The 23,744-nt window shown below is 58.1% G+C and carries 24 protein-coding genes; 4 read left to right on the forward strand and 20 right to left on the reverse strand.

What is annotated here, in order from left to right:
* Positions 1-273: 273 nt before the first annotated feature.
* Entirely contained in the window at positions 274-1,380 is a 1,107-nt protein-coding gene (asd, locus tag MYY08_RS18960) for an aspartate-semialdehyde dehydrogenase (RefSeq protein ID WP_038629675.1), read from the reverse strand.
* 253 nt (positions 1,381-1,633) lie between these two features.
* Here asd and MYY08_RS18965 point away from each other — a divergent pair, with 253 nt between their 5' ends.
* A complete protein-coding gene (locus tag MYY08_RS18965; RefSeq protein WP_038629674.1) occupies positions 1,634-2,227 on the forward strand; it encodes a YhgN family NAAT transporter in 594 nt (197 codons plus the stop codon).
* Between the two features lie 81 nt (positions 2,228-2,308).
* On the opposite strand, the gene gntU is transcribed toward MYY08_RS18965, so the two are convergent.
* From gntU to MYY08_RS18990, 5 genes are all read right to left on the reverse strand, one after another.
* Positions 2,309-3,649 carry a gluconate transporter gene (gene gntU, locus MYY08_RS18970; protein WP_038630239.1) on the reverse strand — a complete coding sequence of 447 codons (1,341 nt, stop codon included), beginning with the start codon at positions 3,647-3,649 and terminating at the stop codon, positions 2,309-2,311.
* Between the two features lie 9 nt (positions 3,650-3,658).
* Entirely contained in the window at positions 3,659-4,195 is a 537-nt protein-coding gene (gntK, locus tag MYY08_RS18975; RefSeq protein WP_038629673.1) for a gluconokinase, read from the reverse strand.
* Positions 4,196-4,334: 139 nt separating this feature from the next.
* On the reverse strand, positions 4,335-5,330 hold the full coding sequence (gntR, locus tag MYY08_RS18980; RefSeq protein WP_038629672.1) for a gluconate operon transcriptional repressor GntR: 996 nt from the start codon (positions 5,328-5,330) through the stop codon (positions 4,335-4,337).
* Between the two features lie 270 nt (positions 5,331-5,600).
* Positions 5,601-6,296: a pirin family protein gene (locus tag MYY08_RS18985; RefSeq protein ID WP_038629671.1), complete on the reverse strand. Its 696-nt coding sequence runs from the start codon at positions 6,294-6,296 to the stop codon at positions 5,601-5,603.
* Positions 6,297-6,642: 346 nt separating this feature from the next.
* Positions 6,643-6,939, reverse strand: coding sequence for a PIN domain-containing protein (locus tag MYY08_RS18990; protein WP_038629670.1), 297 nt, complete (start codon positions 6,937-6,939; stop codon positions 6,643-6,645).
* A 179-nt stretch (positions 6,940-7,118) separates the two neighbouring features.
* Between MYY08_RS18990 and MYY08_RS18995 the strand changes: the two genes are divergently transcribed.
* Positions 7,119-7,622, forward strand: coding sequence for a GNAT family N-acetyltransferase (locus tag MYY08_RS18995; RefSeq protein WP_038629669.1), 504 nt, complete (start codon positions 7,119-7,121; stop codon positions 7,620-7,622).
* Positions 7,623-7,680: 58 nt separating this feature from the next.
* Here MYY08_RS18995 and ggt read toward each other — a convergent pair whose 3' ends face one another.
* Positions 7,681-9,429 carry a gamma-glutamyltransferase gene (ggt, locus tag MYY08_RS19000; protein ID WP_038629667.1) on the reverse strand — a complete coding sequence of 583 codons (1,749 nt, stop codon included), beginning with the start codon at positions 9,427-9,429 and terminating at the stop codon, positions 7,681-7,683.
* Between the two features lie 181 nt (positions 9,430-9,610).
* Between ggt and MYY08_RS19005 the strand changes: the two genes are divergently transcribed.
* Positions 9,611-9,910 carry a DUF2756 domain-containing protein gene (locus tag MYY08_RS19005; protein WP_038629666.1) on the forward strand — a complete coding sequence of 100 codons (300 nt, stop codon included), beginning with the start codon at positions 9,611-9,613 and terminating at the stop codon, positions 9,908-9,910.
* 3 nt (positions 9,911-9,913) lie between these two features.
* On the opposite strand, the gene ugpQ is transcribed toward MYY08_RS19005, so the two are convergent.
* The 10 genes from ugpQ to MYY08_RS19055 all read right to left on the reverse strand — a co-directional run bounded on the left by ugpQ (position 9,914) and on the right by MYY08_RS19055 (position 20,074).
* Entirely contained in the window at positions 9,914-10,651 is a 738-nt protein-coding gene (gene ugpQ, locus MYY08_RS19010; RefSeq protein ID WP_038629665.1) for a glycerophosphodiester phosphodiesterase, read from the reverse strand.
* Positions 10,648-11,721, reverse strand: a complete 1,074-nt coding sequence (locus MYY08_RS19015; RefSeq protein ID WP_190296402.1) for a sn-glycerol-3-phosphate import ATP-binding protein UgpC — start codon at positions 11,719-11,721, stop codon at positions 10,648-10,650. The genes ugpQ and MYY08_RS19015 overlap by 4 nt, the downstream gene beginning before the upstream one ends.
* Before the next feature lie 3 nt (positions 11,722-11,724).
* Positions 11,725-12,570: a sn-glycerol-3-phosphate ABC transporter permease UgpE gene (ugpE, locus tag MYY08_RS19020; protein WP_084969866.1), complete on the reverse strand. Its 846-nt coding sequence runs from the start codon at positions 12,568-12,570 to the stop codon at positions 11,725-11,727.
* On the reverse strand, positions 12,567-13,454 hold the full coding sequence (gene ugpA, locus MYY08_RS19025) for a sn-glycerol-3-phosphate ABC transporter permease UgpA (RefSeq protein WP_038629662.1): 888 nt from the start codon (positions 13,452-13,454) through the stop codon (positions 12,567-12,569). The genes ugpE and ugpA overlap by 4 nt, the downstream gene beginning before the upstream one ends.
* Before the next feature lie 83 nt (positions 13,455-13,537).
* Positions 13,538-14,857 carry a sn-glycerol-3-phosphate ABC transporter substrate-binding protein UgpB gene (gene ugpB, locus MYY08_RS19030; RefSeq protein ID WP_038629661.1) on the reverse strand — a complete coding sequence of 440 codons (1,320 nt, stop codon included), beginning with the start codon at positions 14,855-14,857 and terminating at the stop codon, positions 13,538-13,540.
* 231 nt (positions 14,858-15,088) lie between these two features.
* Positions 15,089-15,802, reverse strand: a complete 714-nt coding sequence (gene livF, locus MYY08_RS19035) for a high-affinity branched-chain amino acid ABC transporter ATP-binding protein LivF (RefSeq protein ID WP_038629660.1) — start codon at positions 15,800-15,802, stop codon at positions 15,089-15,091.
* Position 15,803: 1 nt separating this feature from the next.
* Positions 15,804-16,571 (reverse strand): high-affinity branched-chain amino acid ABC transporter ATP-binding protein LivG, encoded by a 768-nt coding sequence (gene livG, locus MYY08_RS19040; RefSeq protein WP_038629659.1) that lies wholly within the window; start codon positions 16,569-16,571, stop codon positions 15,804-15,806.
* On the reverse strand, positions 16,568-17,842 hold the full coding sequence (locus MYY08_RS19045) for a high-affinity branched-chain amino acid ABC transporter permease LivM (protein ID WP_038629658.1): 1,275 nt from the start codon (positions 17,840-17,842) through the stop codon (positions 16,568-16,570). Before MYY08_RS19045 ends, livG begins: the two co-directional genes overlap by 4 nt.
* Positions 17,839-18,765 carry a high-affinity branched-chain amino acid ABC transporter permease LivH gene (livH, locus tag MYY08_RS19050; protein WP_038629657.1) on the reverse strand — a complete coding sequence of 309 codons (927 nt, stop codon included), beginning with the start codon at positions 18,763-18,765 and terminating at the stop codon, positions 17,839-17,841. The genes MYY08_RS19045 and livH overlap by 4 nt, the downstream gene beginning before the upstream one ends.
* 193 nt (positions 18,766-18,958) lie before the next feature.
* Positions 18,959-20,074, reverse strand: coding sequence for a branched-chain amino acid ABC transporter substrate-binding protein (locus MYY08_RS19055; RefSeq protein ID WP_038629656.1), 1,116 nt, complete (start codon positions 20,072-20,074; stop codon positions 18,959-18,961).
* A gap of 403 nt (positions 20,075-20,477) precedes the next feature.
* Between MYY08_RS19055 and panM the strand changes: the two genes are divergently transcribed.
* Positions 20,478-20,873 (forward strand): aspartate 1-decarboxylase autocleavage activator PanM, encoded by a 396-nt coding sequence (gene panM, locus MYY08_RS19060; RefSeq protein WP_038629654.1) that lies wholly within the window; start codon positions 20,478-20,480, stop codon positions 20,871-20,873.
* Between the two features lie 105 nt (positions 20,874-20,978).
* Here the strand turns inward: panM and rpoH are convergent, their stop codons facing one another.
* The 3 genes from rpoH to ftsE all read right to left on the reverse strand — a co-directional run bounded on the left by rpoH (position 20,979) and on the right by ftsE (position 23,740).
* The gene (gene rpoH / locus MYY08_RS19065) at positions 20,979-21,836 is read right to left on the reverse strand and encodes an RNA polymerase sigma factor RpoH (protein ID WP_038629653.1); all 858 of its coding nucleotides are present in this window, start codon (positions 21,834-21,836) and stop codon (positions 20,979-20,981) included.
* Between the two features lie 259 nt (positions 21,837-22,095).
* Complete coding sequence (gene ftsX, locus MYY08_RS19070; protein WP_038629652.1) at positions 22,096-23,082, reverse strand: permease-like cell division protein FtsX; 987 nt, start codon at positions 23,080-23,082, stop codon at positions 22,096-22,098.
* A gap of 1 nt (position 23,083) precedes the next feature.
* Positions 23,084-23,740, reverse strand: a complete 657-nt coding sequence (gene ftsE, locus MYY08_RS19075) for a cell division ATP-binding protein FtsE (RefSeq protein ID WP_038629651.1) — start codon at positions 23,738-23,740, stop codon at positions 23,084-23,086.
* Positions 23,741-23,744: the final 4 nt, after the last annotated feature.

The following is a 23,744-nucleotide window of genomic DNA, read 5'->3' on the forward strand; positions in this document are numbered from 1 at the left end:
CGCCGGCGAAGCCGCAACCCCTCCATGGAAAAAAGCGTTGCCGCGCGCATCAACTTTTAATATTCGAAACGGAAAAACCAAACAGTCATGCTAAGCATAGACAAGGCGTACAATAAGCCTGCGAACTTTGCACAAAAATAATTTTCGCAGTGCCAAAAAGAGGAGATGGATCACCTGATGGTTAATATTACGCCAGGCTTTTGAAAAGGCAGGAAATAGACCAAGTGCGGGGAATGCGCCCCGTTTGACGCGCCAAACGGGGCAAAGGCAAGATTAATCGACCAGCAGACGCAGCATACGACGCAGCGGCTCGGCGGCGCCCCACAGCAGCTGATCGCCGACGGTAAAGGCGGAAAGGTATTCCGGCCCCATATTCAGCTTGCGCAGACGGCCTACCGGCGTGGTCAGCGTGCCGGTGACCGCGGCAGGCGTCAGTTCGCGCATCGTCAGCTCGCGATCGTTAGGCACCACTTTCACCCACGCGTTATGCGCGGCCAGCATCTGCTCAATCTCCGCCAGCGGCACATCTTTCTTCAGCTTCAGCGTAAAGGCCTGGCTGTGGCAGCGCAGCGCGCCGACGCGCACGCAAAGGCCATCCACCGGAATGGTGTGTTGGGTGCCGAGGATTTTGTTGGTTTCCGCCTGGCCTTTCCACTCTTCGCGGCTCTGGCCGTTCTCCAGCTGCTTGTCGATCCACGGAATCAGACTGCCCGCCAGCGGTACGCCAAAGTTATCGGTCGGCAGCGTGCCGGAGCGCGTCAGCTCGGTCACCTTGCGTTCGATATCCAGAATCGCCGCCGCCGGATTTTGCAGCTCCGGCGCTACATGGTTGTGCAGCATGCCCATCTGCGTCAGCAGTTCGCGCATATGGCGCGCGCCGCCGCCGGAGGCCGCCTGATAGGTGGCGACGGAGGTCCACTCTACCAGGTCGTGCGCAAACAGCCCGCCCAGCGACATCAGCATCAGGCTGACGGTGCAGTTGCCGCCGACAAAGGTTTTAATCCCTTTTGCCAGCCCGTCGCGGATAACATGATGGTTAACCGGATCGAGAATGATGATGGCGTCATCTTTCATGCGCAGCGTAGAGGCTGCGTCGATCCAGTAGCCCTGCCAGCCGCTGGCGCGCAGCTTCGGATAGATCTCACTGGTATAGTCGCCGCCCTGACAGGTGATAATAATATCCAGCGCCTTCAGCGCGTCGATATTGTACGCATCCTGTAGCGTGCCGCTCTGACCGCCGATCGTCGGCGCCGCCTGGCCATGCTGAGATGTGGAGAAAAAGACCGGACGAATCACGTCGAAATCACGCTCTTCGCTCATGCGCTGCATCAGCACCGAGCCGACCATACCGCGCCAACCAATAAGACCTACATTTTTCATTGAACACCTGCTACAGGCTACCCGTCACGTTTGCGCGCCGCGCGCGGCGTAATGAAAAGGTAGCGACAATCTAAGAAGTGAGCATATCGCATCGTCAGGACGCGCAGCCCGCCAGAGAAAATTTGGTTTACCTGTAACCCTCAACTCTACAAAATGCAGCACTGCTGGCAAGTGAATTAATTCGATTGAATTAATCTTTTCAACAGCATTGCTAATAACGGCGCCGCGTACGTAAGGATGAAGAGCAAAATAAATGACTGAAATGATTTCCGCGACCATATTATTGTTGTTGATAATGGACCCGCTCGGCAATCTGCCGATTTTTATGTCGGTTTTAAAGCATCTGGAGCCGAAGCGTCGTCGAACGGTGCTGATCCGGGAAATGCTGATCGCGCTCGGCATCATGCTGCTGTTTCTGTTTGCCGGTGAAAAAATTCTCGCCTTCCTGAATCTGCGCACCGAGACGGTCTCCATCTCCGGCGGCGTGATTCTGTTTCTGATCGCGATAAAGATGATTTTTCCCTCGCCGGAGAGCAACAGCACCGGTCTGCCGGTGGGCGAAGAACCTTTTCTGGTGCCGCTCGCCATTCCGCTGGTCGCCGGGCCGTCGCTACTCGCTACGCTGATGCTGCTTTCCCATCAGTATCCGAATCAGATGGGGCATCTGGTGGGCGCGCTGCTGTTCGCCTGGGGCATCACGGTCGTCATCCTGCTGCTTTCCGGCCTGTTTCTGCGGCTGCTGGGCGATAAAGGCGTCAACGCGCTGGAGCGTCTGATGGGGCTGATTTTGATTATGCTGGCGACGCAGATGTTCCTGGACGGCATTCGCGCCTATCTGAAGATTTAAAGGCGGGCGGAAAAGAGAGTCGTAACAGGGAAAACAGCGGAATCACCATGGGCGGATGCGTTGCGCACCCGCCCGCAGCGATCAGGAGAGCAGCTGGAAGGCGATCATGCCCACAATGGCGCCGACGGTGCCAAGAATCGTTTCCATCAGCGTCCAGGTTTTCAGCGTTTGCGCCTCGGTGGCGCCGGTAAAGCGGCCAAACAGCCAGAAACCGGCGTCATTGACGTGGCTGACGACGATAGAGCCGCCAGCAATGCAGAGCGACAGCGCCGCCATCTGCGCACCGTCATAGTGCAGCGGCTCAATCACCGGCATCACCAGTCCGACCGCAGTTAAGCAGGCGACCGTCGCCGATCCCTGAATAATGCGCACTGCGGCGGCCAGGATAAAGCAGGCCAATGCGATCGGCAGCCCCGCGCCGGTAAGCGCATTGCCGAGCGCCGGACCCACGCCGGAATCGACCAGCACCTGCTTAAACACGCCGCCCGCGCCGATCACCAGCAGGATAATGCCCGCCGGTTGCAGCGCGCTGCCGCACACCTGCATCACTTTCTCTTTATCCATGCCCTGACGGTACGCCAGGCCGTAAATCGCCAGCAGCAGCGCCAGCAGAATCGCGGTGAACGGATGGCCGATAAATTCCAGCCACTCGTACAGACGCGAACCCTCAGAGGTAAAGCGCGCGCCGATGGTTTTCAGGCCAACCAGCACCAGCGGAAACAGGATCAGCGACAGGCTAAAGAGGAAGGAGGGCATCTTGTGCTGCTCCACCTCCGGCTGCGAGGACTCTTCCGGCACGTTAAAGCTGACGTGACGGCTGATAAAATTGCCGAACAGCGGGCCGGCGATCAGCATGCCGGGCAGCGCCGCGCACAGGCCGAGCAGGATCATCCAGCCGAAATCGACATGCATCTGCGACGCCAGCAGCATTGGCGCCGGGCCGGGCAGCAGAAACGCCGCCGCCGCCGCCACGCCCGCAAACAGCGGGATCACCAGCTTCACCAGGTTATCGCCGGTGCGCCGCGCCACGGCGAAAGCGATGCTGATCAGCAGCACCACCGCGACCTCGAAGAACAGCGGCAGCGCGCAGATCAGCCCAGCGATGCCCATCGCATAGTGCGCGCGACGTTCGCCAAAGCTTTTCAGCATACGGATGGCGATCTGATCGACCGCGCCGGTTTCATGCAGAATTTTGCCGAACATCGCGCCCAGCGCCACCACCACGGCGAGAAAGCCGAGCGTGCCGCCCATGCCTTTCTGCATGGTTTCGGCGATTTTATCCAGCGGCATGCCGGAAAACAGGCCCGCGCCGAACGAGACCAATATCAGGGCGACGAACGCGTGCATACGCGCTTTCATCACCAGAAACAGCAGCAGAATAACCGAGCCTGCCGCGGTTAAAACCAGGGTTGCGGTACTCATCAGAAACAACTAATCCTTTTTGATCGCACCCTCAATGGTGGCGATAGTGGCGGCAACGACTTCCGGCAGGGAATGATTGATATCCACCACCAGCACATCATTTTCATCGGCGCCCGGTTCTTCCAGAGTGTCAAACTGTGAGACCAGCATTTGCGGTTTGAAGAAATGACCTTTACGCGCTTTTAGTCGGCTTTCGATGGTTTCAAACTCGCCCTTCAGATAGATGAAGGAGAGGTTATCGTTGCCGTTGCGCAGGATGTCGCGATAGCTTTTTTTCAGTGCGGAACAGACGATGATCGACACCGCCTGAGTACGCTGCATGGCGAACGCCGCATCGTTAACCGCCTGTAGCCAGGGCTGACGGTCGCTGTCGTTAAGCGGGTGACCTTCGGCCATCTTTTCGATATTGGCACGCGGATGAAGAAAATCGCCATCGAGAAACGCGGTTTTCAACTGGTGAGAGACTTCATAAGCAACGGCGGATTTACCGCTGCCTGATACGCCCATCAAAATGAATACATGATGTGACGGCGACTTAATTTGCATTGTTGTTAGCTCCGGCAGATGAAAATGCGAATGTTACCGATAACATTGCCGCACCCATTCTCAGTACGTGCGTACATCAGCGCAACCTGTCTGCGAAGAAAAGCCTGGAATTGTGAGCGGGTTCAAAAAAACATCAGATTCAGATGCTTTCTCCTTCCTCAATCTCAAAACCTACATCCACCGGCTGTCGCACACTGTTATCACCGCCAATACGCGCCAGAAGCAGCGTCGCCGCCTCACGTCCCATGCGATCGCGCGGGGTCAGCACCGTCGCCAGTTTCGGCGTCACCACATGCGCGATATCGTGTCCGTGAAAACCGGCGATCGCCATCTGCTCCGGTACGCGCAAGCCCTGGCGCTGACATTCAAACATAGCACCTATCGCCAAATCATCATTGGTGCAGAACAGGCTGTCGGTTTGCGGGTAACGCTGACGCGCCTCCTGTAACAGCATGGCGCCGGCGCTGAACGAGGACGCTTCCTCCATCATTACGCTGCGCGGCTCCAGCCCCGCTTCGCGCATCGCCTGCTCATAGCCCTGCTGTTTTTGCAGCGTGCGCTCATCCAGGCGCGCGCCCAGATAAACGGTATGACGATGGCCTTTCGCCAGAATAGCGCGCGTCATCTGACGCGCCGCCTCGACGTTATCAAAGCCTACCGCCATATCCAGGCAGGGCGAGACGCTGTCCATCATTTCAATTACCGGAATGCCTGCGGTTTCAATCATACGCAGGCTGGCAGGCGTATGGGTGCGTTCGGTCAGGATCAGGCCGTCAATATTCCACCCCAACAGAGATCGCAGCTGCAACTCTTCTTTATCCGCGTTGTAGCCGAAGTGGCCCACCAGCGTCTGGTAGCCTGCGGCGTCGGTGACGGTTTCAATGCCGCGCAGCACGTCGGCGAAGACCTGGTTGGTCAACGACGGCAGCAGCACGCCGATGGCGCGGCTGGTGGCGTTTGACAGCATATCGGGCGCGCGGTTGGGAATGTAGCCCAGCTCATCCAGCACGACGGCGATTCTCGCCCCCAGCGCGGCGGATACCTGCTGCGGATTGCGCAGGTAGCGGCTGACGGTCATTTTTGTCACGCCGACGCGATCGGCAACATCTTGCAGTACCGGTCTTTTTTTCTTCATGGTGGTTCGCCGGGCAGAGAGAGATGACGCTGAGTTTACAAAAAAAAGGCAGGCGCCACGAGCAGGGAAAGCGTGGCCGACGTAACGGTGCGCAAACAAAGCGTGATTGATGAAAGAAGAGGACGAATCGGCGACAAAACCGGTTTCATCGGATAAACGCGACGGCGCACCGACGCGAAAAGAGAGAAGACGGTAAAAAAGGCCGCCGGGCGAAGGTCCCGGCGGCCTGAGGCCATGCTGCCGTCAGAACAGGACGGCGCGGTTATTAACTTATACCGGCGGCAGATCGAACAGCAGGATTTCCGCATCGCTGCCGGCTTTCAGCGTCAGGGCGCTCTCTTCCCAGATGGCCAGCGCGTCGCTGGTGGTGACCGGCTGGTCATTGACCTGCACATCGCCCTTCACTACCTGAATCCAGATGCGACGCGCAGCGTCCAGCGTGACGTTATCGCTTTCGCCCGCCTTCAGCACCCAGCGCGACAGCGTCATATCCTGATAAACCTTCAGCGAGCCGTCGCGCGCATCCGGCGACAGGATCAGCTGGCGGCCCTGTACGTCGGCGAAGCGGCGCTGCTCATAACGCGGCTCAATGCCGGTGGATTCCGGGATAATCCAGATCTGATACAGATGCAGCGGATCGCTGCTGCTGGCGTTGTATTCAGAATGACGCACGCCGGTGCCGGCGCTCATGATCTGGAACTCCCCCGCCGGGATCTGCTCTTTGTTGCCCATGCTGTCCTGATGTTCCACCGTGCCGGAGAGCACGTAGGTCAGGATTTCCATATCTTTATGGGGATGGGTGCCGAAACCCTGACCGGCATCGATGATATCTTCGTTAATCACCCGCAGCGCGGAGAAGCCCATAAAGTTAGCATCGTAATAGTTGGCGAATGAGAAAGTGTGCCAGCTGTCCAGCCAGCCGTGATTGGCATGTCCGCGTTCTTCCGCTTTACGTACGTAAATCATGTTCAAGGCTCCTCAATGTTTTTTTATAGTCTGGGCCCGGAACGGCCTGAATGATAGCTGAAAAACTTCACGCCTCTGTTCAAAAAAAGTGAACGTATGGGGCGTATCAGGCGAAAAGATTTTGTGGAGAAAAATGAGATGATGCGAGGGCAAAAAAAAGCCAGCACCCGGCTGGCTAAGAAATACTGGAAGCAATGTGAGCAATGTCGTGCCTTCGCAGTGAGTCCATACCGGCCTCGCTGGAGTGCGTGACAATAATAATCATTATCATTCGCATCTGTAAACCCTTTTATTACGGTTTTATTCTTTTTTCAGTAAAAAAAGTGAGCGGCAACTCAAGCCAGCGCTAATTTTCGATAGCTTCATACCGCCAGGGATTGAGCAACGGCACATCCATATCAGCGAAATCTTTCGTATTGCGCGTCACCATTGTCATCTTATGCTGGCTGGCGGTTGAGGCAATCAGCGCATCATTTTCAAACCCTTTATCAGGAACATGCAGTCGCGCACCGAAGCACCACCTCCTTAAGACATATACAGATTTACCCCGATCGGTAATATAAACCGGGCCGTTTTCAGATAACTTTTTAGCTTTTGATACTTCCTGATTAAACGCACGGCTGGATATTGTTGAAACAGGCATAGCGACCTCAGCTATGTAGAACCGCTCCTGGAACGTTACGCCAGCGCGGAAAAGCGTTTAAATCCCTGATCGTCACCGGCATTGCGGCAGTAGATTTCTCCAGACAGGAAAACTATTCTCGTCGAAACAGCCGACGCGGATAGCCGTTGACGACACGCGTTTCATAACCGGGAAACAGCATGAGCAAAATCGTGGTGCGTTACGTTGAGCCGCAGGATGCGCAAGCCCTGCAGCATATCTATGGGCAGGAAAGCACCTTTAGCGACACCCTGCAAATTCCTTATCCTTCATTAACCCAGTGGCAGGAACGCATCGCCAGACAGCAACCTGGCCATTATTCGCTGGTCGCCTGTCTTGAAGAACGCGTAGTCGGACAGCTGACGCTGGAGGTCAATCAATCGCCGCGCCGCCGGCACAGCGCCTGTTTCGGCCTTGGTGTAGATGCTGCCCAGCGCGGCAAAGGCGTAGCCGGAGCGTTGATGCGCGCCATGATTGACCTGTGCGATAACTGGCTGAACGTAGAGCGCATTGAGCTGACGGTTTATACCGATAACCTTGCGGCGCTGGCGCTCTATCGCAAATTCGGCTTTGTTATTGAGGGGACGGCGTCTCGCTATGCGCTGCGTGCGGGTGAATGGGTGGACGTGCATTATATGGCGCGGCTGCGTCCGCCGCGCACGTAACGCCGCGATGCCTGTCCGGGCCGGTCGCATACCCGGCCGACCCGGCATTCGCTAACGATCAATACCCTGCCGTTAAATCATCGACGGTGCGCGGGTCGGACGCGCCGTACAGCGTACCGTCAGGCCCGATCATAATGCTCTGGGTGCTCCCCATCGCCGGCAGTACTTCGACATTCTGCCCCTTCGCGCTCAGCAGCTTCAGCGTATCGGGGCTAAAGCCCTTCTCAACCCGCAGCTGATCCGGCAGCCACTGGTGATGAAAGCGCGGCGCGCTGGTCGCCTCCGCCACGTTCATACCGAAATCGATGCTGTTCACCACCATTTGCAACACGGTAGTAATAATGCGGCTGCCGCCCGGACTGCCGGTAACCAGCCAGGTTTTACCCTCTTTCACCACGATAGTCGGCGACATTGACGAAAGCGGCCGTTTGCCCGGCTGAATGGCGTTCGCCTCGCCGCCTACCAGACCGTAAACGTTCGGCGTGCCGGGACGCGCGGAGAAATCATCCATTTCGTTGTTCAGCAGAATGCCGCTTTTACCCGCGACGATGCCGCTGCCGAAGTTGGTATTCAGCGTGTAGGTGACCGCCACGGCATTGCCCTGCTTATCCACAACGGAGAAGTGAGTGGTCTGGTTGCTTTCATAGGGCTCCAGCTTACCGGGCTTGATCTGATCCGACGGACGCGCTTTGGCGACATCGATTTGCTGCGCCAGCGATTTCGCATAGGCTTTGCTGGTCAGTGCCTGCCAGGGCACCTTAACAAAATCGGGGTCGCCCAGATATTCAGAGCGATCGGCATAGGCATACTTTTCCGCCTCCGCCATCACCTGAATCGCATCGGCGCTGCCGAAGCCCATTTTCGCCAGGTCGAAGTTCTCCAGAATATTCAGGATCTGCACGATATGAATGCCGCCGGAGGATGGCGGCGGCATGGAGAAGACCTGATAGCCACGATAGCTGCCGCCGATCGGCTGACGCTCAATTGCGCGATAATTCGCCAGGTCCGCTTTGCCAATCAATCCGCCGTTCCCGGCCATTTCCGCCGCAATCTCATCGGCGATGGCGCCTTTATAGAAGGCGTCCGGCCCCTGCTGCGCAATTAGCGACAGGCTGTGCGCCAGATTCTTCTGCACCAGCCGCTCGCCTTTCTGATAAGGCGCGCCGTCCGGCTTAAAGAAGATCGCCCGGCTGTTGTCGTGGCTCAGCAAGACTTCTTTGCCGTAGGTGTTCAGATCGTCGGCCAGCGCGTCATTGACGACAATGCCCTCCTGCGCCAGTTTGATCGCCGGTTGCAGCAGGCGGCTTAACGGCAGGGTGCCATATTTTTGCGCCGCCAGCGCGAAGCCCGCCACCGTGCCCGGCGTGCCGGAAGCGAGCGGCGAGGTCAGAGAGAGCTTGCTGTCGGCGTTGCCCTGCTTATCCAGGAACATATCGCGGCTGGCGCGCGACGGCGCGATTTCGCGGAAATCGATGGCGGTGGTGCGTCCGGCGGCGGTGCGCAACAGCATAAAGCCGCCGCCGCCCAGGTTGCCCGCCTGCGGATGGGTAACCGCCAGCGCAAAACCGACCGCGACGGCGGCATCGACGGCGTTGCCGCCCTGTCGCAGAATATCCACCCCAACCTGCGTCGCGGTGGCGTCGACCGAAGCGACCATGCCCTGCTGCGCCCTTACCGGATGGAACGTATCCGCTTCGATGCCATAGGACACCGGCGGCGCGTTTTGCACCAGCGCTAAGGTTGGCGCGCCCCAGAGCGATGCCAGCAGCGACGCGGCCAGCCCCCAACCCTTCATATTTTTTTGCATATCATTCACCCGCCTTATTGTTTTTTACATTGTGTTTACTTTTGATAAACATGCACAAAGTAAGCCGAAAAAGCGAGAATTAACGCAAATTAGCGCGCGTCGTCATGCCGATAGCGCAGGGTGAGTTAAACTTAGAGAAGGCAACGGACGACGGCGTCGTCGTCCTGGAAGGAGAAAGAAAGTGAAAAAATTACTGATGGTTTTTATCGCATTGCTGCCGCTTAGCGGCATGGCGAATATGCTTAACAACAACAATAACCCGAACCAGCCCGGCTACAACCCAAGCCAGCAGCGGCTGCAAAACCAGATGCAGTCGAACCAGGCGCAGCAGCAGAATAAGCTGCGTCAGGATCAGCAGTGGCAAACGCAGCAGACGCAGCGCCGTCTGCAAGAGCAGCGCAACAGCACGCAGCAGCGCGTGATCCAGTCGCAGCCGGGCAGCACCAGTCACTACCCGCCAATCAATCAGAATAACAACTGATGGTCAGAAATCGGGGCCGATGATATCGATGCGGTCAGTACAGATCGCATCGACGCCCCACTCCAGCAGCAGGCGCGCGCGTTCGGGTTGGTTGACGGTATAAACCAGAATCCTTAATCCGGCGCGCTTGATTTCTTCGGTGCGCGCCGCGTTCAGTAAACGATGATTCAGGTGCAGGGAGACGCAGTCCAGCGCCTGCGTCATCGCCTGCCAGTTTTCATCCCACTCATCCAACAGCAGGCCGCGCGGCAGTTCCGGCGCCGCCTGCATCGCCGCCTCCAGCGCCTCGAAGGAGAAGGAAGAAAGCAGCGGCGGCGTTTCGCCGCGCCAGAGCGCACGCGCCGCCAGCGCTACCGCTTGTCCGGTATGTCGTTCGCTGCCGGTGGTCGGCTTGATCTCGATATTGGCCATCAAATGATGCTGACGACAGCGTGCCGCCACCTCCGACAGCAGCGGCAGCCGCTCCGCCTCGAAAGCGCTGCCGAACCAGCCGCCCGCATCCAGCTGCGCCAGCTTTTCCCACGGCAGCTCGCCCGCCACGCCCCAGCCGTTGCTGGTGCGATCGAGCGTATCGTCATGCAGCAGGAAGATCTGCTCATCGCGCGACAGCTTGACGTCAAATTCAATCATGGTATGCCCGTAGCGGGCGCCGGTATCAATGGCGGCGAGGGTATTTTCCGGCGCCAGTTTGCCGCCGCCGCGATGCGCGACGATGCGCGGATAAGGCCAGGGATGCGTCATTCCAGTCGGGCTCCATGTTCGGCAGAAAAAAAGTGCAGCGCCTCCATCGGCAGATGCAGCCACAGCAGGCTGCCCGGCGCAGGGCGCTCAACGTGCGGCAAGCGTACCACAACTTGCCTGTCGCCCCAGCGGCCATGCGCCAGATTATCCGCGCCGAGGATCTCCAGCGTATCGACGGTTAAGGGAATGCCGCCCGCCTCATGACTGCTAAGCCGAATATGCTCCGGGCGAATGCCCAGCGTCGCCGCCTGGTTCGCCCAGCGGCTTTGCGCGTTGGCCAGCGGCAGCACAAAGCCGTCCGCCAGCTGAAACGCGCCGCCGTCGTGGCTGAACTGGCCGTCGAACAGGTTCATGGCGGGCGAGCCGATAAAGCTGGCGACGAAGCGCGTGGCGGGACGCTCGTAAACCTCCACCGGCGTGCCGACCTGCTCGACAACCCCTTTATTCATCACCATTACCCGCTGCGCCAGTGTCATCGCTTCGACCTGATCGTGCGTAACGTACAGGCTGGTGGTTTGCAGTCGACGATGCAGCTGCTGCAACTCCAGCCGCATCTGTACACGCAGACGCGCGTCCAGGTTGGAGAGCGGCTCATCAAACAGAAACACCGCCGGTTCGCGCACGATGGCGCGTCCCATCGCCACGCGCTGACGCTGACCGCCGGAAAGCTCGCGCGGCCGACGCTTCAGCAACGCCTCCAGCTCCAGGCTGCGCGCCGTTTCCAGCACGCGCTGGCGGATCAGCTCGCGTCCCATCCCGCGGATTTTCAGGCCCCAGGCCATGTTTTCTTCCACCGTCATATGCGGATAGAGCGCGTAGTTCTGGAATACCATCGCGATGCCGCGATCTTTCGGCTCCTTTTCCGTCATGCGCTCGGCGTCGATATAGATATCACCGCTGGTGACGCGCTCCAGGCCCGCCACCATACGCAGCAGCGTCGATTTGCCGCAGCCCGAAGGACCGACCATCACCATAAACTCGCCGTCGCGGATCGACACATCCAACGGCTGAATAATCTGCTGCTTGCCGTCATACGATTTAGTAACGGCCTGAAGGGTTACTGCTGCCATAATTTATTTCTCACTTTCGACCAGACCACGAACAAACGCCCGCTGCATCACCATGACCACCACTACCGGCGGGATCAGCGTCAGCAGCATCGCCGCCATCACCAGATTCCACTGGGTAGTACCCTCGCCGGACGAAATCATGCTGCGAATGCCCGCCACAGCGGTGCCCATCCGCGTTTCGCTGGTGATCAGAATCGGCCAGAGATACTGGTTCCAGCCGTAGATAAAGGTGATCACGAACAGCGCCGCCAGGTTGGTGCGCGACAGCGGCAGCACGATATCGCGGAAGAAACGCATCGGGCTGGCGCCGTCAATCCGCGCCGCTTCGATCAGCTCATCCGGCAGCGACATGAAGAATTGGCGAAACAGAAAAGTCGCGGTCGCGGAGGCCATCAGCGGCAGGGTCAACCCGCTGTAGCTGTCGAGCAGCTTCAGGTTCGCCACCACCTCTACCGTGGGGAAAATACGCACCTCCACCGGCAGCATCAGGGTAATAAAGATCATCCAGAACACCAGGTTGCGCAGCGGAAAGCGAAACCAGACCAGCGCAAACGCGGAAAGGATCGAAACGGTGATTTTGCCGATCGTGATGCCCAGCGCCATCAGCGTGCTATTGATCAGCAGCACGCTCATCGGCGCGCTCTGGCTGCTGACGCCGTGCAGCCAGATTTCACGCACGTTATGCCACAGCTGGGTGCCAGGGATCAGGGTTATCGGCACCTGAAACACCTGCTGGTTATCCAGCGTCGCGGCGACGAAGGCGACCCATAGCGGAAACAGAATGGTCAGGATGCCGGCGATCAGCATCAGGTGGCTGAAAATATCCAGCCCGCGCCGGTTTTCAATCATTGGTAACGCACCTTACGCTCAACGTAGCGGAACTGAATCACGGTCAGAATAATCACTAAGAACATCAGCACCACCGACTGCGCGGCGGACGACGAGAGATCCAGACCGGCAAAGCCTTCGCGGTAGATTTTATAAATCAGCGTGGTGGTCGCCTGCACCGGCCCGCCCTGCGTCGCCGCGTCGATCACCGGGAAGGTGTCAAAGAAGGCGTACACCAGGTTCACCACCAGCAAGAAGAAGCTCACCGGCGCGATCAACGGCAGCGATAAACTGAAGAAGCGGCGCACCGGCCCGGCGCCGTCGATGGCGGCCGCCTCCACCAGCGAACGGGGAATCGATTGCAGCGCCGCGAAGAAGAACAGAAAGTTGTAGCTGATCTGCTGCCAGACCGAGGCCAGCACCACCAGAAACATCGCCTGTCCGCTGCTCTGCGCATGGTTCCAGTTGTAGCCGAAGTCATGCAGGAAATGGGTGATCAGGCCGATGCCGGGATTAAACAGGAACATCCACAGCACCGCTGCGATAGCGGGCGCTACCGCGTAGGGCAGCAGCAGCAGCGTCTGATAAAAGCGGCGCAGCCGCAGCACGTAGTCCGCCAGCGCAGCGAACAGCAGCGAGATAATCAGCCCGCAGCCGGTCACCAGCGCGCTGAAGATCAGCGTGGTCCAGAAGGATTCCAGATAGTAGTCGTCGTCCAGCAGGCGGCGGAAATTTTCCAGCCCGACAAAGGTGCTGGAAAAGCCGAAGGGATCGACATTCTGCACCGAATACCAGAGCGCTTCTCCGGCGGGCCAGATAAAAAAGATCAGCGTGATTAACAGCTGGGGCAGAACCAGCACCCAGGGTAACCAGCGCGAATGAAAAACGGGACGAGAGCTGGACATGCGGCAATTCCATAACAGATCGGCGGGATAAAACGTGCGTTGCGTCAGCGGATAGCCGGGCGGCCTTTGCCGCCCGACCCGGTTTATTTCACCTGTTGCTCAAAGCGACGCAGCAGCAGATTGCCGCGCTGTACGGCGGAATCCAGCGCGGCCTGCGGCGTTTTGCTGCCGTTCCAGACGCTTTCCAGTTCCTCATCCACAATGGTGCGGATCTGCGGCATATTGCCGAGGCGCAGCCCTTTGGTGAACGGCAACGGCGGCTTGTTCAGCATCTGGCGGGTGGCGATATCCGCGCCGGGGTTTTTGTCATAGAAACCCTGCTGGCGCGTCAGGTCGAAAGCGGCCTGCGTGATCGGCAGATAGCCGGTTTTCTGATGCCATTCGGCGGCGATTTCCGGCTGGGTCAGGAATTGCAGAAACTCGGCGACGCCTTTATAGGTGGCGTTGTCTTTGCCCTGCATCACCCACAGACTGGCACCGCCGATAATGGCGTTCTGCGGCGCGGCGGGCACGGTTTCGTCATACGGCATCATGCCGACGCCGTAGTTGAATTTGGCGTGCTGACGAATGTCCGCCAGCGAACCGGAAGAGGCGGTGGTGATGGCGCAGTCGCCGTTGTAGAACTTCTCGGTCGACTCATCCTTACGGCCAAAGTAGGTGAAGTCTCCTTTCTTGTTCATCTCCTCCAGCATGGCGATATGACGCGCCTGCTCCGGCTTGTTGAAAATCAGCTGCGCATTCGTCCCGCCGAAGCCGTTGTTTTCCGTCGCGACCGGCAGACCGTGCCAGGCGCTGAAGTTTTCAATCTGGATCCAGCCCTGCCAGCCGCTGGCGTAGCCGCATTTCACACCCGCTTTACGCAGCGCCGCAGTATCCTTCTCAAGCTGCTGCCAGGTTTTCGGCGGCTGCTCAGGATCGAGCCCCGCTTTTATGAAGGCGTCTTTGTTGTAGTAGAGCACTGGCGTGGAGCTGTTGAACGGCTGCGACAGCAGATGACCGCTTTTCGCATCGGTATAATAGCCAGCGACCGTCGGCACAAACTGCGATTCATCGAACTTGATGCCCGCATCGTTAAACACTTCATAGACCGGCTTAATGGCGCGCGACGCCATCATGGTAGCGGTGCCCACTTCATACACCTGCAATATCGCAGGCGCTTTGCCGGTGCGCACTGCTGCGATGCCCGCCGCCAGGCTCTGCTCATAGTTGCCTTTGTAAACCGGTACGACTTTGTAATCCGGGTGCGCCTGGTTAAAACGTTGTGCCAGTGAGTCAACTTCTTTGCCCAGTTCGCCTTCCATTGAGTGCCAGAACGGAATTTCCGTCGCGGCTAGGGCGTTGCTGCTCAGTGCCAGCCCCAGCACCATGCTGAGAGCGGTATGACGAAACGTAAAGGAGGACATAGCATTTTCCTGTGACATTGTAGGTGTATACGAAATCACGCTTTTTTTTCGTTCGCGAAGTAACATGACACGCGAAAATGACGGAAAGATAACCGTTAAATGACCGGAAAATGACAGTGAGATGGCAGCGGGATGGCGCGTCTGAAAAAAGAAACGGCCCGCCTTCCGATATTCAGGATGGGATTAAAAAGATAAAAAACGGCCCGCGTCAGCGCGGGCCGCCGGTGAAATTTACGCGCCGAGGTAGGCGCTGCGCACCGCCTCGTTCGCCAGCAGCGCATCGCCGCTGTCCTCCAGCACGACGTGGCCGTTTTCCAGCACGTAGCCGCGGTCGGCCAGCTTCAGCGCCTGGTTGGCGTTCTGCTCCACCAGGAAGATGGTCATGCCCTCCTGACGCAGCTGTTCGATGGTATCGAAGATCTGCTGGATGATGATCGGCGCGAGGCCGAGCGACGGCTCATCCAGCAGCAGCAGGCGCGGCTGGCTCATCAGCGCGCGGCCAATCGCCAGCATCTGCTGTTCGCCGCCGGACATGGTGCCGGCGCGCTGCACCCGACGCTCCAGCAGACGCGGAAAGAGATCGTAGACCCGCTCGATGCGTTGCTGATACTGCTGGCGGCTGGCGAAAAAACCGCCCATCGCCAGGTTCTCCTCTACCGTCATGCGCGAAAAGACGCGGCGTCCTTCCGGTACGATGGCGATCGCTTCGCGCATGATGCGCGCCGTCTGCCAGTCGGTAATCGCCTTGCCGTCAAAGGTAATCTCTCCTTCAGACGCGCGCGGTTCGCCGCACAGCGTGCCGAGCAGCGTGGTTTTCCCCGCGCCGTTGGCGCCGATCAGCGTGACGATTTCGCCCTGGTTGATATGCAGGCTGACCTGATGCAGTGCCTGAATCTTGCCGTAGTGCGCGCTCACCTTGCTGAGCGTTAAAATCGGATTCGCCATGTTATGCCTCACCTAAATATGCGCGGATCACGTCCGGGTTGTTGCGCACTTCTTCCGGCGTGCCGTTCGCCAACGGCGTTCCCTGATTCACTACGTAAATCCGATCGGAAATGCCCATCACCAGTTTCATATCATGCTCAATTAACAGCACCGATACCTTATGCTCGCTGCGCAGTTCGGCGATCAGCGCATCCAGCTCGTGGGTCTCTTTAGGGTTGAGCCCCGCCGCCGGTTCATCCAGCATCAGGATTTCCGGGCGCGTCACCATACAACGCGCGATCTCCAGACGTCGCTGCTGGCCGTAGGCCAGGTTGCCCGCCTGACGGTTCGCCATTTCCAGTAAACCGACGCGCCGTAGCCAGCTGGCGGCGTAGTCCAGCGCCTCGCCTTCGCTGCGGCGAAAAGCGGGCGTTTTCAGCAGGCCGGAAAACAGGCCGCTTTTCAGATGTTGATGCTGCGCCACCAGCAGGTTTTCAATCACCGTCATTTCACGGAACAGACGCACATGCTGGAAGGTGCGCACAATCCCCATACGGGCGATCTGCTGGCCCGCCATGCCCGCCAATTGATGGTCGCGCAGCTTAATCGATCCGCCGGTCGGCTTATAAAAACCGGTCAGGCAGTTGAACACCGTGGTTTTTCCGGCGCCGTTCGGCCCGATTAAAGAGACGATCTCCTGCGGACGCAGCTCAAGCGACACGTTGTTGACCGCCAGCAGACCGCCGAAGCGCATCATCAGGCCCTCTACGGCCAGTAAAGGCTGACTCATGCCTGCTCTCCTTGTTCATCACGCTTCAACTTCAGCTGTGGACGCTGCATCGGCAACAGCCCCTGCGGACGCCAAATCATCATCAGCACCATCAGCGCGCCTAACACCAGCATGCTGTATTCGTTGAGATCGCGCATCAGCTCGCGCGACACCACCAGCAGTATCGCCGCCAGAATCACCGCCAGCTGCGAACCCATACCGCCCAGCACCACAATCGCCAATACAAAGGCCGATTCGGCGAAGGTAAAAGATTCGGGGCTGATAAAGCCCTGCCGCGCGGCGAACAGGCTGCCGGCGAAACCGGCGAAGGCGGCGCTGATAGTAAAGGCGGTCAGCTTAATGCGCGTCGGACTGAGACCCAGCGAGCGGCAGGCGATTTCATCTTCGCGCAGCGCTTCCCAGGCGCGGCCCAGCGGCATACGCAGCAGCCGATTGATTACGAACAGCGTCAGCACCACCAACAGCAACGCCACCAGATAGAGGAAGATAATGCGGTCGCTGGGATCGTACTTCAGCCCAAAGAAGTGGTGGAAAGTGTCCCAGCCGCCTTCGCGCGGGCTGCGGTTAAACTCCAGGCCGAAAAAGGTCGGCTTCGGTATCTGACTGATGCCGTTCGGCCCGCCGGTAATGGCGGTATTGTTCAGCAGCAGGATACGCACGATTTCGCCGAAGCCGAGCGTGACGATCGCCAGATAATCGCCGCGCAGGCGCAGCACCGGGAAACCGAGCAGCAGGCCGAACATCGCCGCCACCAGCCCCGCCAGCGGCAGACACTGCCAGAAGCCCAGGCCGTAGTAGTGGTTCAGCAGCGCGAAGGTGTAGGCGCCGATGGCGTAGAAGCCGCCGTAGCCCAGCACCAGCAGGCCGGAGAGTCCCACCACCACGTTCAGGCCGAGACCGAGCATCACGTAGATCAACGTCAGGGTAGCAATGTCCACCGTGCCGCGCGAGACGAGAAACGGCCAGATCACCGCCGCCACGATAAACAGCAGCGCCAGCAGCTTCTGTTTCGGCGTGCTGCCGTCAAAGCTCGGCAGGACGAAACCGCCGTGACCGCCGCGCTTCAGGCCGCGGCCGAACAGCGGGCGCAGCAGCTGAAAGATAAACACCACGGCGCAGCCGACGGCGATCCAGTTCCAGCGCACGCTGCCCGCGTTTTCCACCACCAGCCGCGTGCCTTCAAGGTCAAGGCGCAGCCCCATAAAGAAAGCCGCCAGTATCAGCAGCATCAGCGCCGAGATAATGGCATTGATAAATTGAGCGGGCTTCATACTTTCTCTACCTCCGGCCGACCCAGAATGCCCGTCGGCATCACCAGCAGCACCACAATCAGCAGCGCAAAAGAGACCACATCCTTATATTCCGTGCTGAGATAGGCGGAGGTCAGCGCTTCGGCGATGCCCAGCACCAGGCCGCCCAGCATCGCGCCGGGAATGCTGCCGATGCCGCCCAGCACCGCCGCGGTAAAGGCCTTCATACCGGCCATGAAGCCGATGTAGGGGTTAATGACGCCATAGAACTGCCCCAGCAGCACGCCCGCTACCGCCGCCATCGCCGCGCCGATCACGAAGGTCAGCGAGATCACGCGATCGGTATTGATGCCCAACAGGCTGGCCATCTTCAGATCTTCGGCGCAGGCGCGACAGGCGCGGCCCATGCGCGAATAGCGGATAAACAGCGTCAGCGCCAGCATCGCCACGAAGGTCACCAGCCAGATCACCACCTGCATGGTGCTGATGGTCGCGGAGAAGCCGTTGCTTTCACCCAGCGTCATCTGCCCGCTCACCAGGCTTGGCAGCGCGAGATCGCGCGAGCCCTGCGTCAGGCTGACGTAGTTTTGCAGGAAAATAGACATCCCGATGGCGGAAATCAGCGCGATCAGGCGCTTGGATGAGCGCACCGGCTTATAGGCGACGCGCTCGATGCTCCAGCCCCAGGCGCTGGCGATCACGATCGCCGCAAGGAAACCGGCGCCGATCAATACCCAGCTGACGTCAATCCCCACCATCATCAGCGCGGCGATAACGATAAAAGAGACATAGCTGCCGATCATATAGACTTCGCCGTGGGCGAAGTTGATCATGCCGATAATGCCGTAAACCATGGTGTAGCCGATGGCGATCAGCGCATAGGTGCTGCCTAAGGTCACCCCGTTAAGCAACTGCTGTAGAAAATAGAGAAACTGTTCGGACATAACATAAACCCCAACAAAGCTGCGCGGCGCGGCCTACAGCAAGAAAACGTCCGTCTTCACGAAGTGCAGGATAGAACAGGGGCCAGGCACGCCTGACCCCGGACTGCCAAATCACATACGGCTGCGGCTGTGACAGAGGGTTGATAACGCTCTCATGAGCGTGTCAGCACTCTGATACGGCCTGAACCGCGATTTATTTCACTGCGGTGGAGGTGCCGTCGGCATGCCACTTGAACACGCCGAACTCAAAACCTTTCAGATCGCCTTTCTTATCCCAGCTCAGATCGCCCATGACGGTAGGAACCGGCTGGCCTTCTTTCAGGTTTTTAGCGATGTCGGCAGGTTCTTCACTCTTGCTGCGCTCCATACCGGCGGCCAGCGACTGCAGCGCGGCATAGGTTGTCCAGACGAACGGCCCGGTGGCGTCCAGTTTTTTCGCTTTGATCGCGTCGACGATCGGCTGGTTCGCCGGCACCTGGTCATAGCGTTTCGGCAGGGTGACCAGCATGCCTTCGGAAGCGGCGCCGGCGATATTGGAGAGCGAGGCGTTGCCCACCCCTTCCGGTCCCATAAACTGGGTTTTCAGCCCGGCCGCGCGCGCCTGACGCACGATCTGGCCCATTTCGGGGTAGTAGCCGCCAAAGTAAACGAAGTCGATGTTCTCTTTCTTCAGACGCGCCACCAGGGTGGAGAAATCTTTATCGCCTGCGGTAATGCCTTCAAACATGGCGATCGGCGCGTTCGCTTTCTTCAGGCTCTCCTGCACTGAGCGCGCCAGGCCTTCGCCATACTGCTGTTTGTCATGCACAACCGCGATGCGCTGCGGTTTGATAGTGTCGAGAATATATTTCGCCGCGGTCGGACCCTGATCGGAATCCAGGCCGGTGGTGCGCATAATCAGCTGGTAGCCGCGCGAGGTCAGGTCGGGCGCGGTAGCGGCCGGGGTGATCATCAGGATGCCTTCATCTTCGTAGATATCGGAAGCGGGCTGCGTGGAAGAGGAGCAAAGGTGACCAATAACGTAGCGAATGCCTTCGTTGACCACTTTGTTCGCCACCGCCACCGCCTGTTTAGGATCGCAGGCATCGTCATATTTCACCGCCACCAGCTTATTGCCGTTCACCCCGCCTTTGGCGTTGATATCGGCAATCGCTTGCGTAGCGCCGGTAAACTGCATATCGCCATATTGCGCTACCGGCCCGGACATCGCGCCGACAATCGCCACCTTAATATCTTCCGCCAGCGCAGCATGACTCATCGCCAGCGCCACACATCCAGCCAGTATTACGCGACCTTTACTGATATTCATCCGAACTTCCCCATCTGTTGTGTCTGTTGTGATTTGCTTTGTGATTATGTTCGGCGGGTTATTGAACAAAACTTGTTTAATGTGAACGAGTTAGGAATATTTCCGCGCCGATTTTATAAATAACGCTTTATTTTTCAGTCCATTAAACAGGAGTTTTATTCTGTAAATCAACTGAGATAATCAAAAACTACCGGTTATCACAGGAGAATCATCTGGCAGTTACGGTGGCTATTTAGCCACTTATCCAGCGCGTTATGCTGGCAACAGGCGCAGTAATAAGTGTTTACTCGGAACAGCCGGGCAGCAAAAAACAGATTGCTTTGTTTTCGTACAGAAAAGGTTACACGTTCCTTTTCGTACATTTTCGCTACAATATGCCTTTTATCAGGGCGCAGATTATTCCATGAAACTGACTATCATCAGGCTGCAACAACTCAGCGATCAGGATTGTATCGATATTGAAAAAATCTGGCCGGGCACCGACTGCCGCGCGCTGGAAAACAGGCTGAACGAGAACCACAGGCTCTACGCAGCGCGCTTTAACGATCGTCTGCTGGGAGCGGTAATTCTGGAGATCCGCGGCACGCAGGGGACGCTGTCGCAGCTGGAGGTGAGAGAAGTAACGCGACGTCGCGGCGTGGGGCGTTATTTAGTAGAGGACGTAATGGCGCAGAATCCGTCGCTGTCGCACTGGTGGATTGCGGATGACGGCAAAGGCGATCAGCCGGTTATCGCCGCCTTTATGCAGTCCTGCGGCTTTCGTACCCAGGCGGACGGCTGGGTATTGAACCGGGAATAACGGTTTCTGACAGGGCGCGCCGGATGATATCGCCGCGCGCCGAAGAAGACGCGGCGCGCAAACAAAAAGGGCGGCTTTTCAGCCGCCCCGTTTCGCGTTAGCGCGTTATGCTTCGATCGCCATACGCAATTTTTTCATCGCGTTTTTCTCTAGCTGACGTACACGCTCGGCGGAGACGCCATATTTATCGGCCAGCTCCTGTAACGTAGTTTTATTGTCGTCGTCCAGCCAGCGGGCGCGAATAATATGTTGGCTGCGTTCATCCAGGCCCTGCAGCGCATCGCTCAGCTTATCGGCCGCATGGTTTTCCCAGTTGTCCTCTTCGATGCCGTCAGCAAAGTCAGAGGTTTTATCCTGCAGATAAAGCACCGGCGCCATGCTTTTCCCTTCGCTGGATTCATCGTCCGAGGTCAGGTCAAAAGTCATATCCTGCGCCGCCATGCGCGATTCCATTTCGCGGACGTCTTTGCTGCTCACGCCAAGCTCACGCGCCACCATCTCCACTTCATCCTGGTTAAACCAGCCCAGACGCTGCTTGGTTTTACGCAGGTTAAAAAACAGTTTGCGCTGCGCTTTTGTGGTGGCCACTTTCACGATGCGCCAGTTACGCAGCACATACTCGTGAATTTCCGCCTTAATCCAGTGAACAGCGAACGACACCAGACGAACCCCGACTTCAGGGTTGAAGCGGCGCACCGCTTTCATCAGGCCGATGTTGCCTTCCTGAATCAGATCCGCCTGCGGCAGGCCGTAGCCCGCGTAGTTACGAGCGATATGAACAACAAAGCGGAGGTGGGACAGGATCAGCGTTTTAGCCGCATCCAGATCGCCCTGGTAATGCAGCCGTTCAGCCAGCGCTTTTTCCTCTTCTGCCGTTAGCATCGGCCAGGTATTGGCAGCCCGAATATAAGATTCCAGGTTACCAAGAGGAGCAATAGCTAAAGTGTGCATTTCTTTGGTCATTCAAACCCTCACATATTTAATCGACATTGCCGCACGATTTCCTTTTGCGCGATTCACCAGGGTACAGGAATCGACAACGAAATCCCAAAGCAATCTGTGCTACTTCTTAGAGAGCGAAGTTATCCACAAGTTCAATTTACATCGTGAATATTTTATACACAAGATAAGGACGTCAGATTCTGGCGGACAGGAGGAAAATAAGATATTTCCTCTGCCGCACAGGCGTCATGCAGCAGAGGAAGATTATACCAAAAAAACGTTACTGTGGCGTAAAACGACGTAAATGTTGTACCGTCGCCAGCCAGGCCGCAATCCAGCCAATTATCGACGACAGCAGCAGCAGCAGCAGGCTCTCATCCCAGGAGAGACCGCTGATGCGGAAGGTAGTGCCGAAGACGCTGGCGACCTGCGCCACCACCGCTTCCAGACGGAATACCAGCACTTCCGACAGGATCAGCGACAGCACCGCGCCGCTCAGCCCCAGCAACGCGCCGCCGTAGAGGAAAGGCCGCAGAATAAAGCCGTCGGTGGCGCCAATCAGCTTCTGTACGTTAATGGTGTCGCGGCGGGCAAAGATACTGAGGCGCACGCTGTTGCCGATCACCAGGAACACCGCGATCACCATCAGAATGCCGATCATCGTGGCAATCTGCCCGACCAGCCCGGTCAACGCCGCCAGACGCGCGAACCAACTATCGTCCATGCGCACCTCGTCGACGCCGTCGACGTGCTGGACGCGGTCGCGCAGCGTTTGCAGCGTCTTCTCATTCTGGAAGTTCAGATCAGGCGTAATGATCGCTACCGCCGGCAATGGATTCTGCTCCAGCATATCCAGCGCGCCGCCAAAACCGGACCAGTTGCGAAACTCGCCCAGCGCCTCATCCCGCGACAGGTAATTAACCTTTGCCACGCCAGGCTCTTTTTTCAGCGTCGCCACCACGTTTTCCGCCGCGGTGTCGTCCAGCGTTTTCGACAGATAAAGCGTCAGCTGCGGCGCCGGATACCACTGCTCCGCCGCCTGGCTGACGTTTTTCCAGACCATATAGCAGACGCTCGGCAGCGTCAGTGAAATGGCGATCACCATCACCGTCAGCAGCGTCGCCAGCGGCTGACGCCACATATCCGACAGCGTGCCGCGCCAGGCGTACCGCCATTGCTCCTGCCAGCCGCCCTTCAGCGCTTTGCTTTTTGGCTGCTGCGGCCTGGCCTTCGGCGCGGGCGCGCGTTTGATGCGTTTATTAGCCATATTAGCCTCCGTGCAATCTGCCGTGACTGAGCGTCATTACCCGATAATCGCGGCGGGCGATCAGTCCCATATCGTGCGTCGCCATCAGAACGGTGACGCCCACGCGGTTGAACTCTTCAAACAGACGCAGGATATCCTCCGAAAGCGCTTCATCCAGGTTGCCGGTCGGTTCATCGGCCAGCAACACAGCAGGCTTGTTCACTACCGCGCGGGCAATGCCGACGCGCTGCTGCTCACCGCCCGAAAGCTGAATCGGAAAACTTTTCGCTTTGTCGAGGAGGCCGACCTTATCCAGCGCGGCGGAAACGCGGCGGCGAATATCTTCGCCGCTGGCGCCGGCGATAATCAGCGGGATCGCCACGTTGTCGTAAACCGAACGATCCATCAGCAAATGGTGATCCTGAAAGATCATGCCAATCTGACGACGCAGAAACGGCACTTCGCTATTTTTCAGACGGCTGATGTCATGCCCGCTGAACCAGATATGGCCCGCGCTGGGACGTTCAATGCCGCAAATCAGCTTCAACAGGGTGCTTTTCCCTGCGCCGGAATGACCGGTCAGAAACGCCATCTCGCCGGGTTGCAGATGAAAATCTACCCCCTGCAGCGCTTGCCGACCGCCGAGATAAGCCTTACTGACCTCTTCAAAGCGAATCATCCTG

The organism is Mixta sp., from assembly GCF_024610815.1.
Taxonomy (GTDB): domain Bacteria; phylum Pseudomonadota; class Gammaproteobacteria; order Enterobacterales; family Enterobacteriaceae; genus Mixta; species Mixta calida.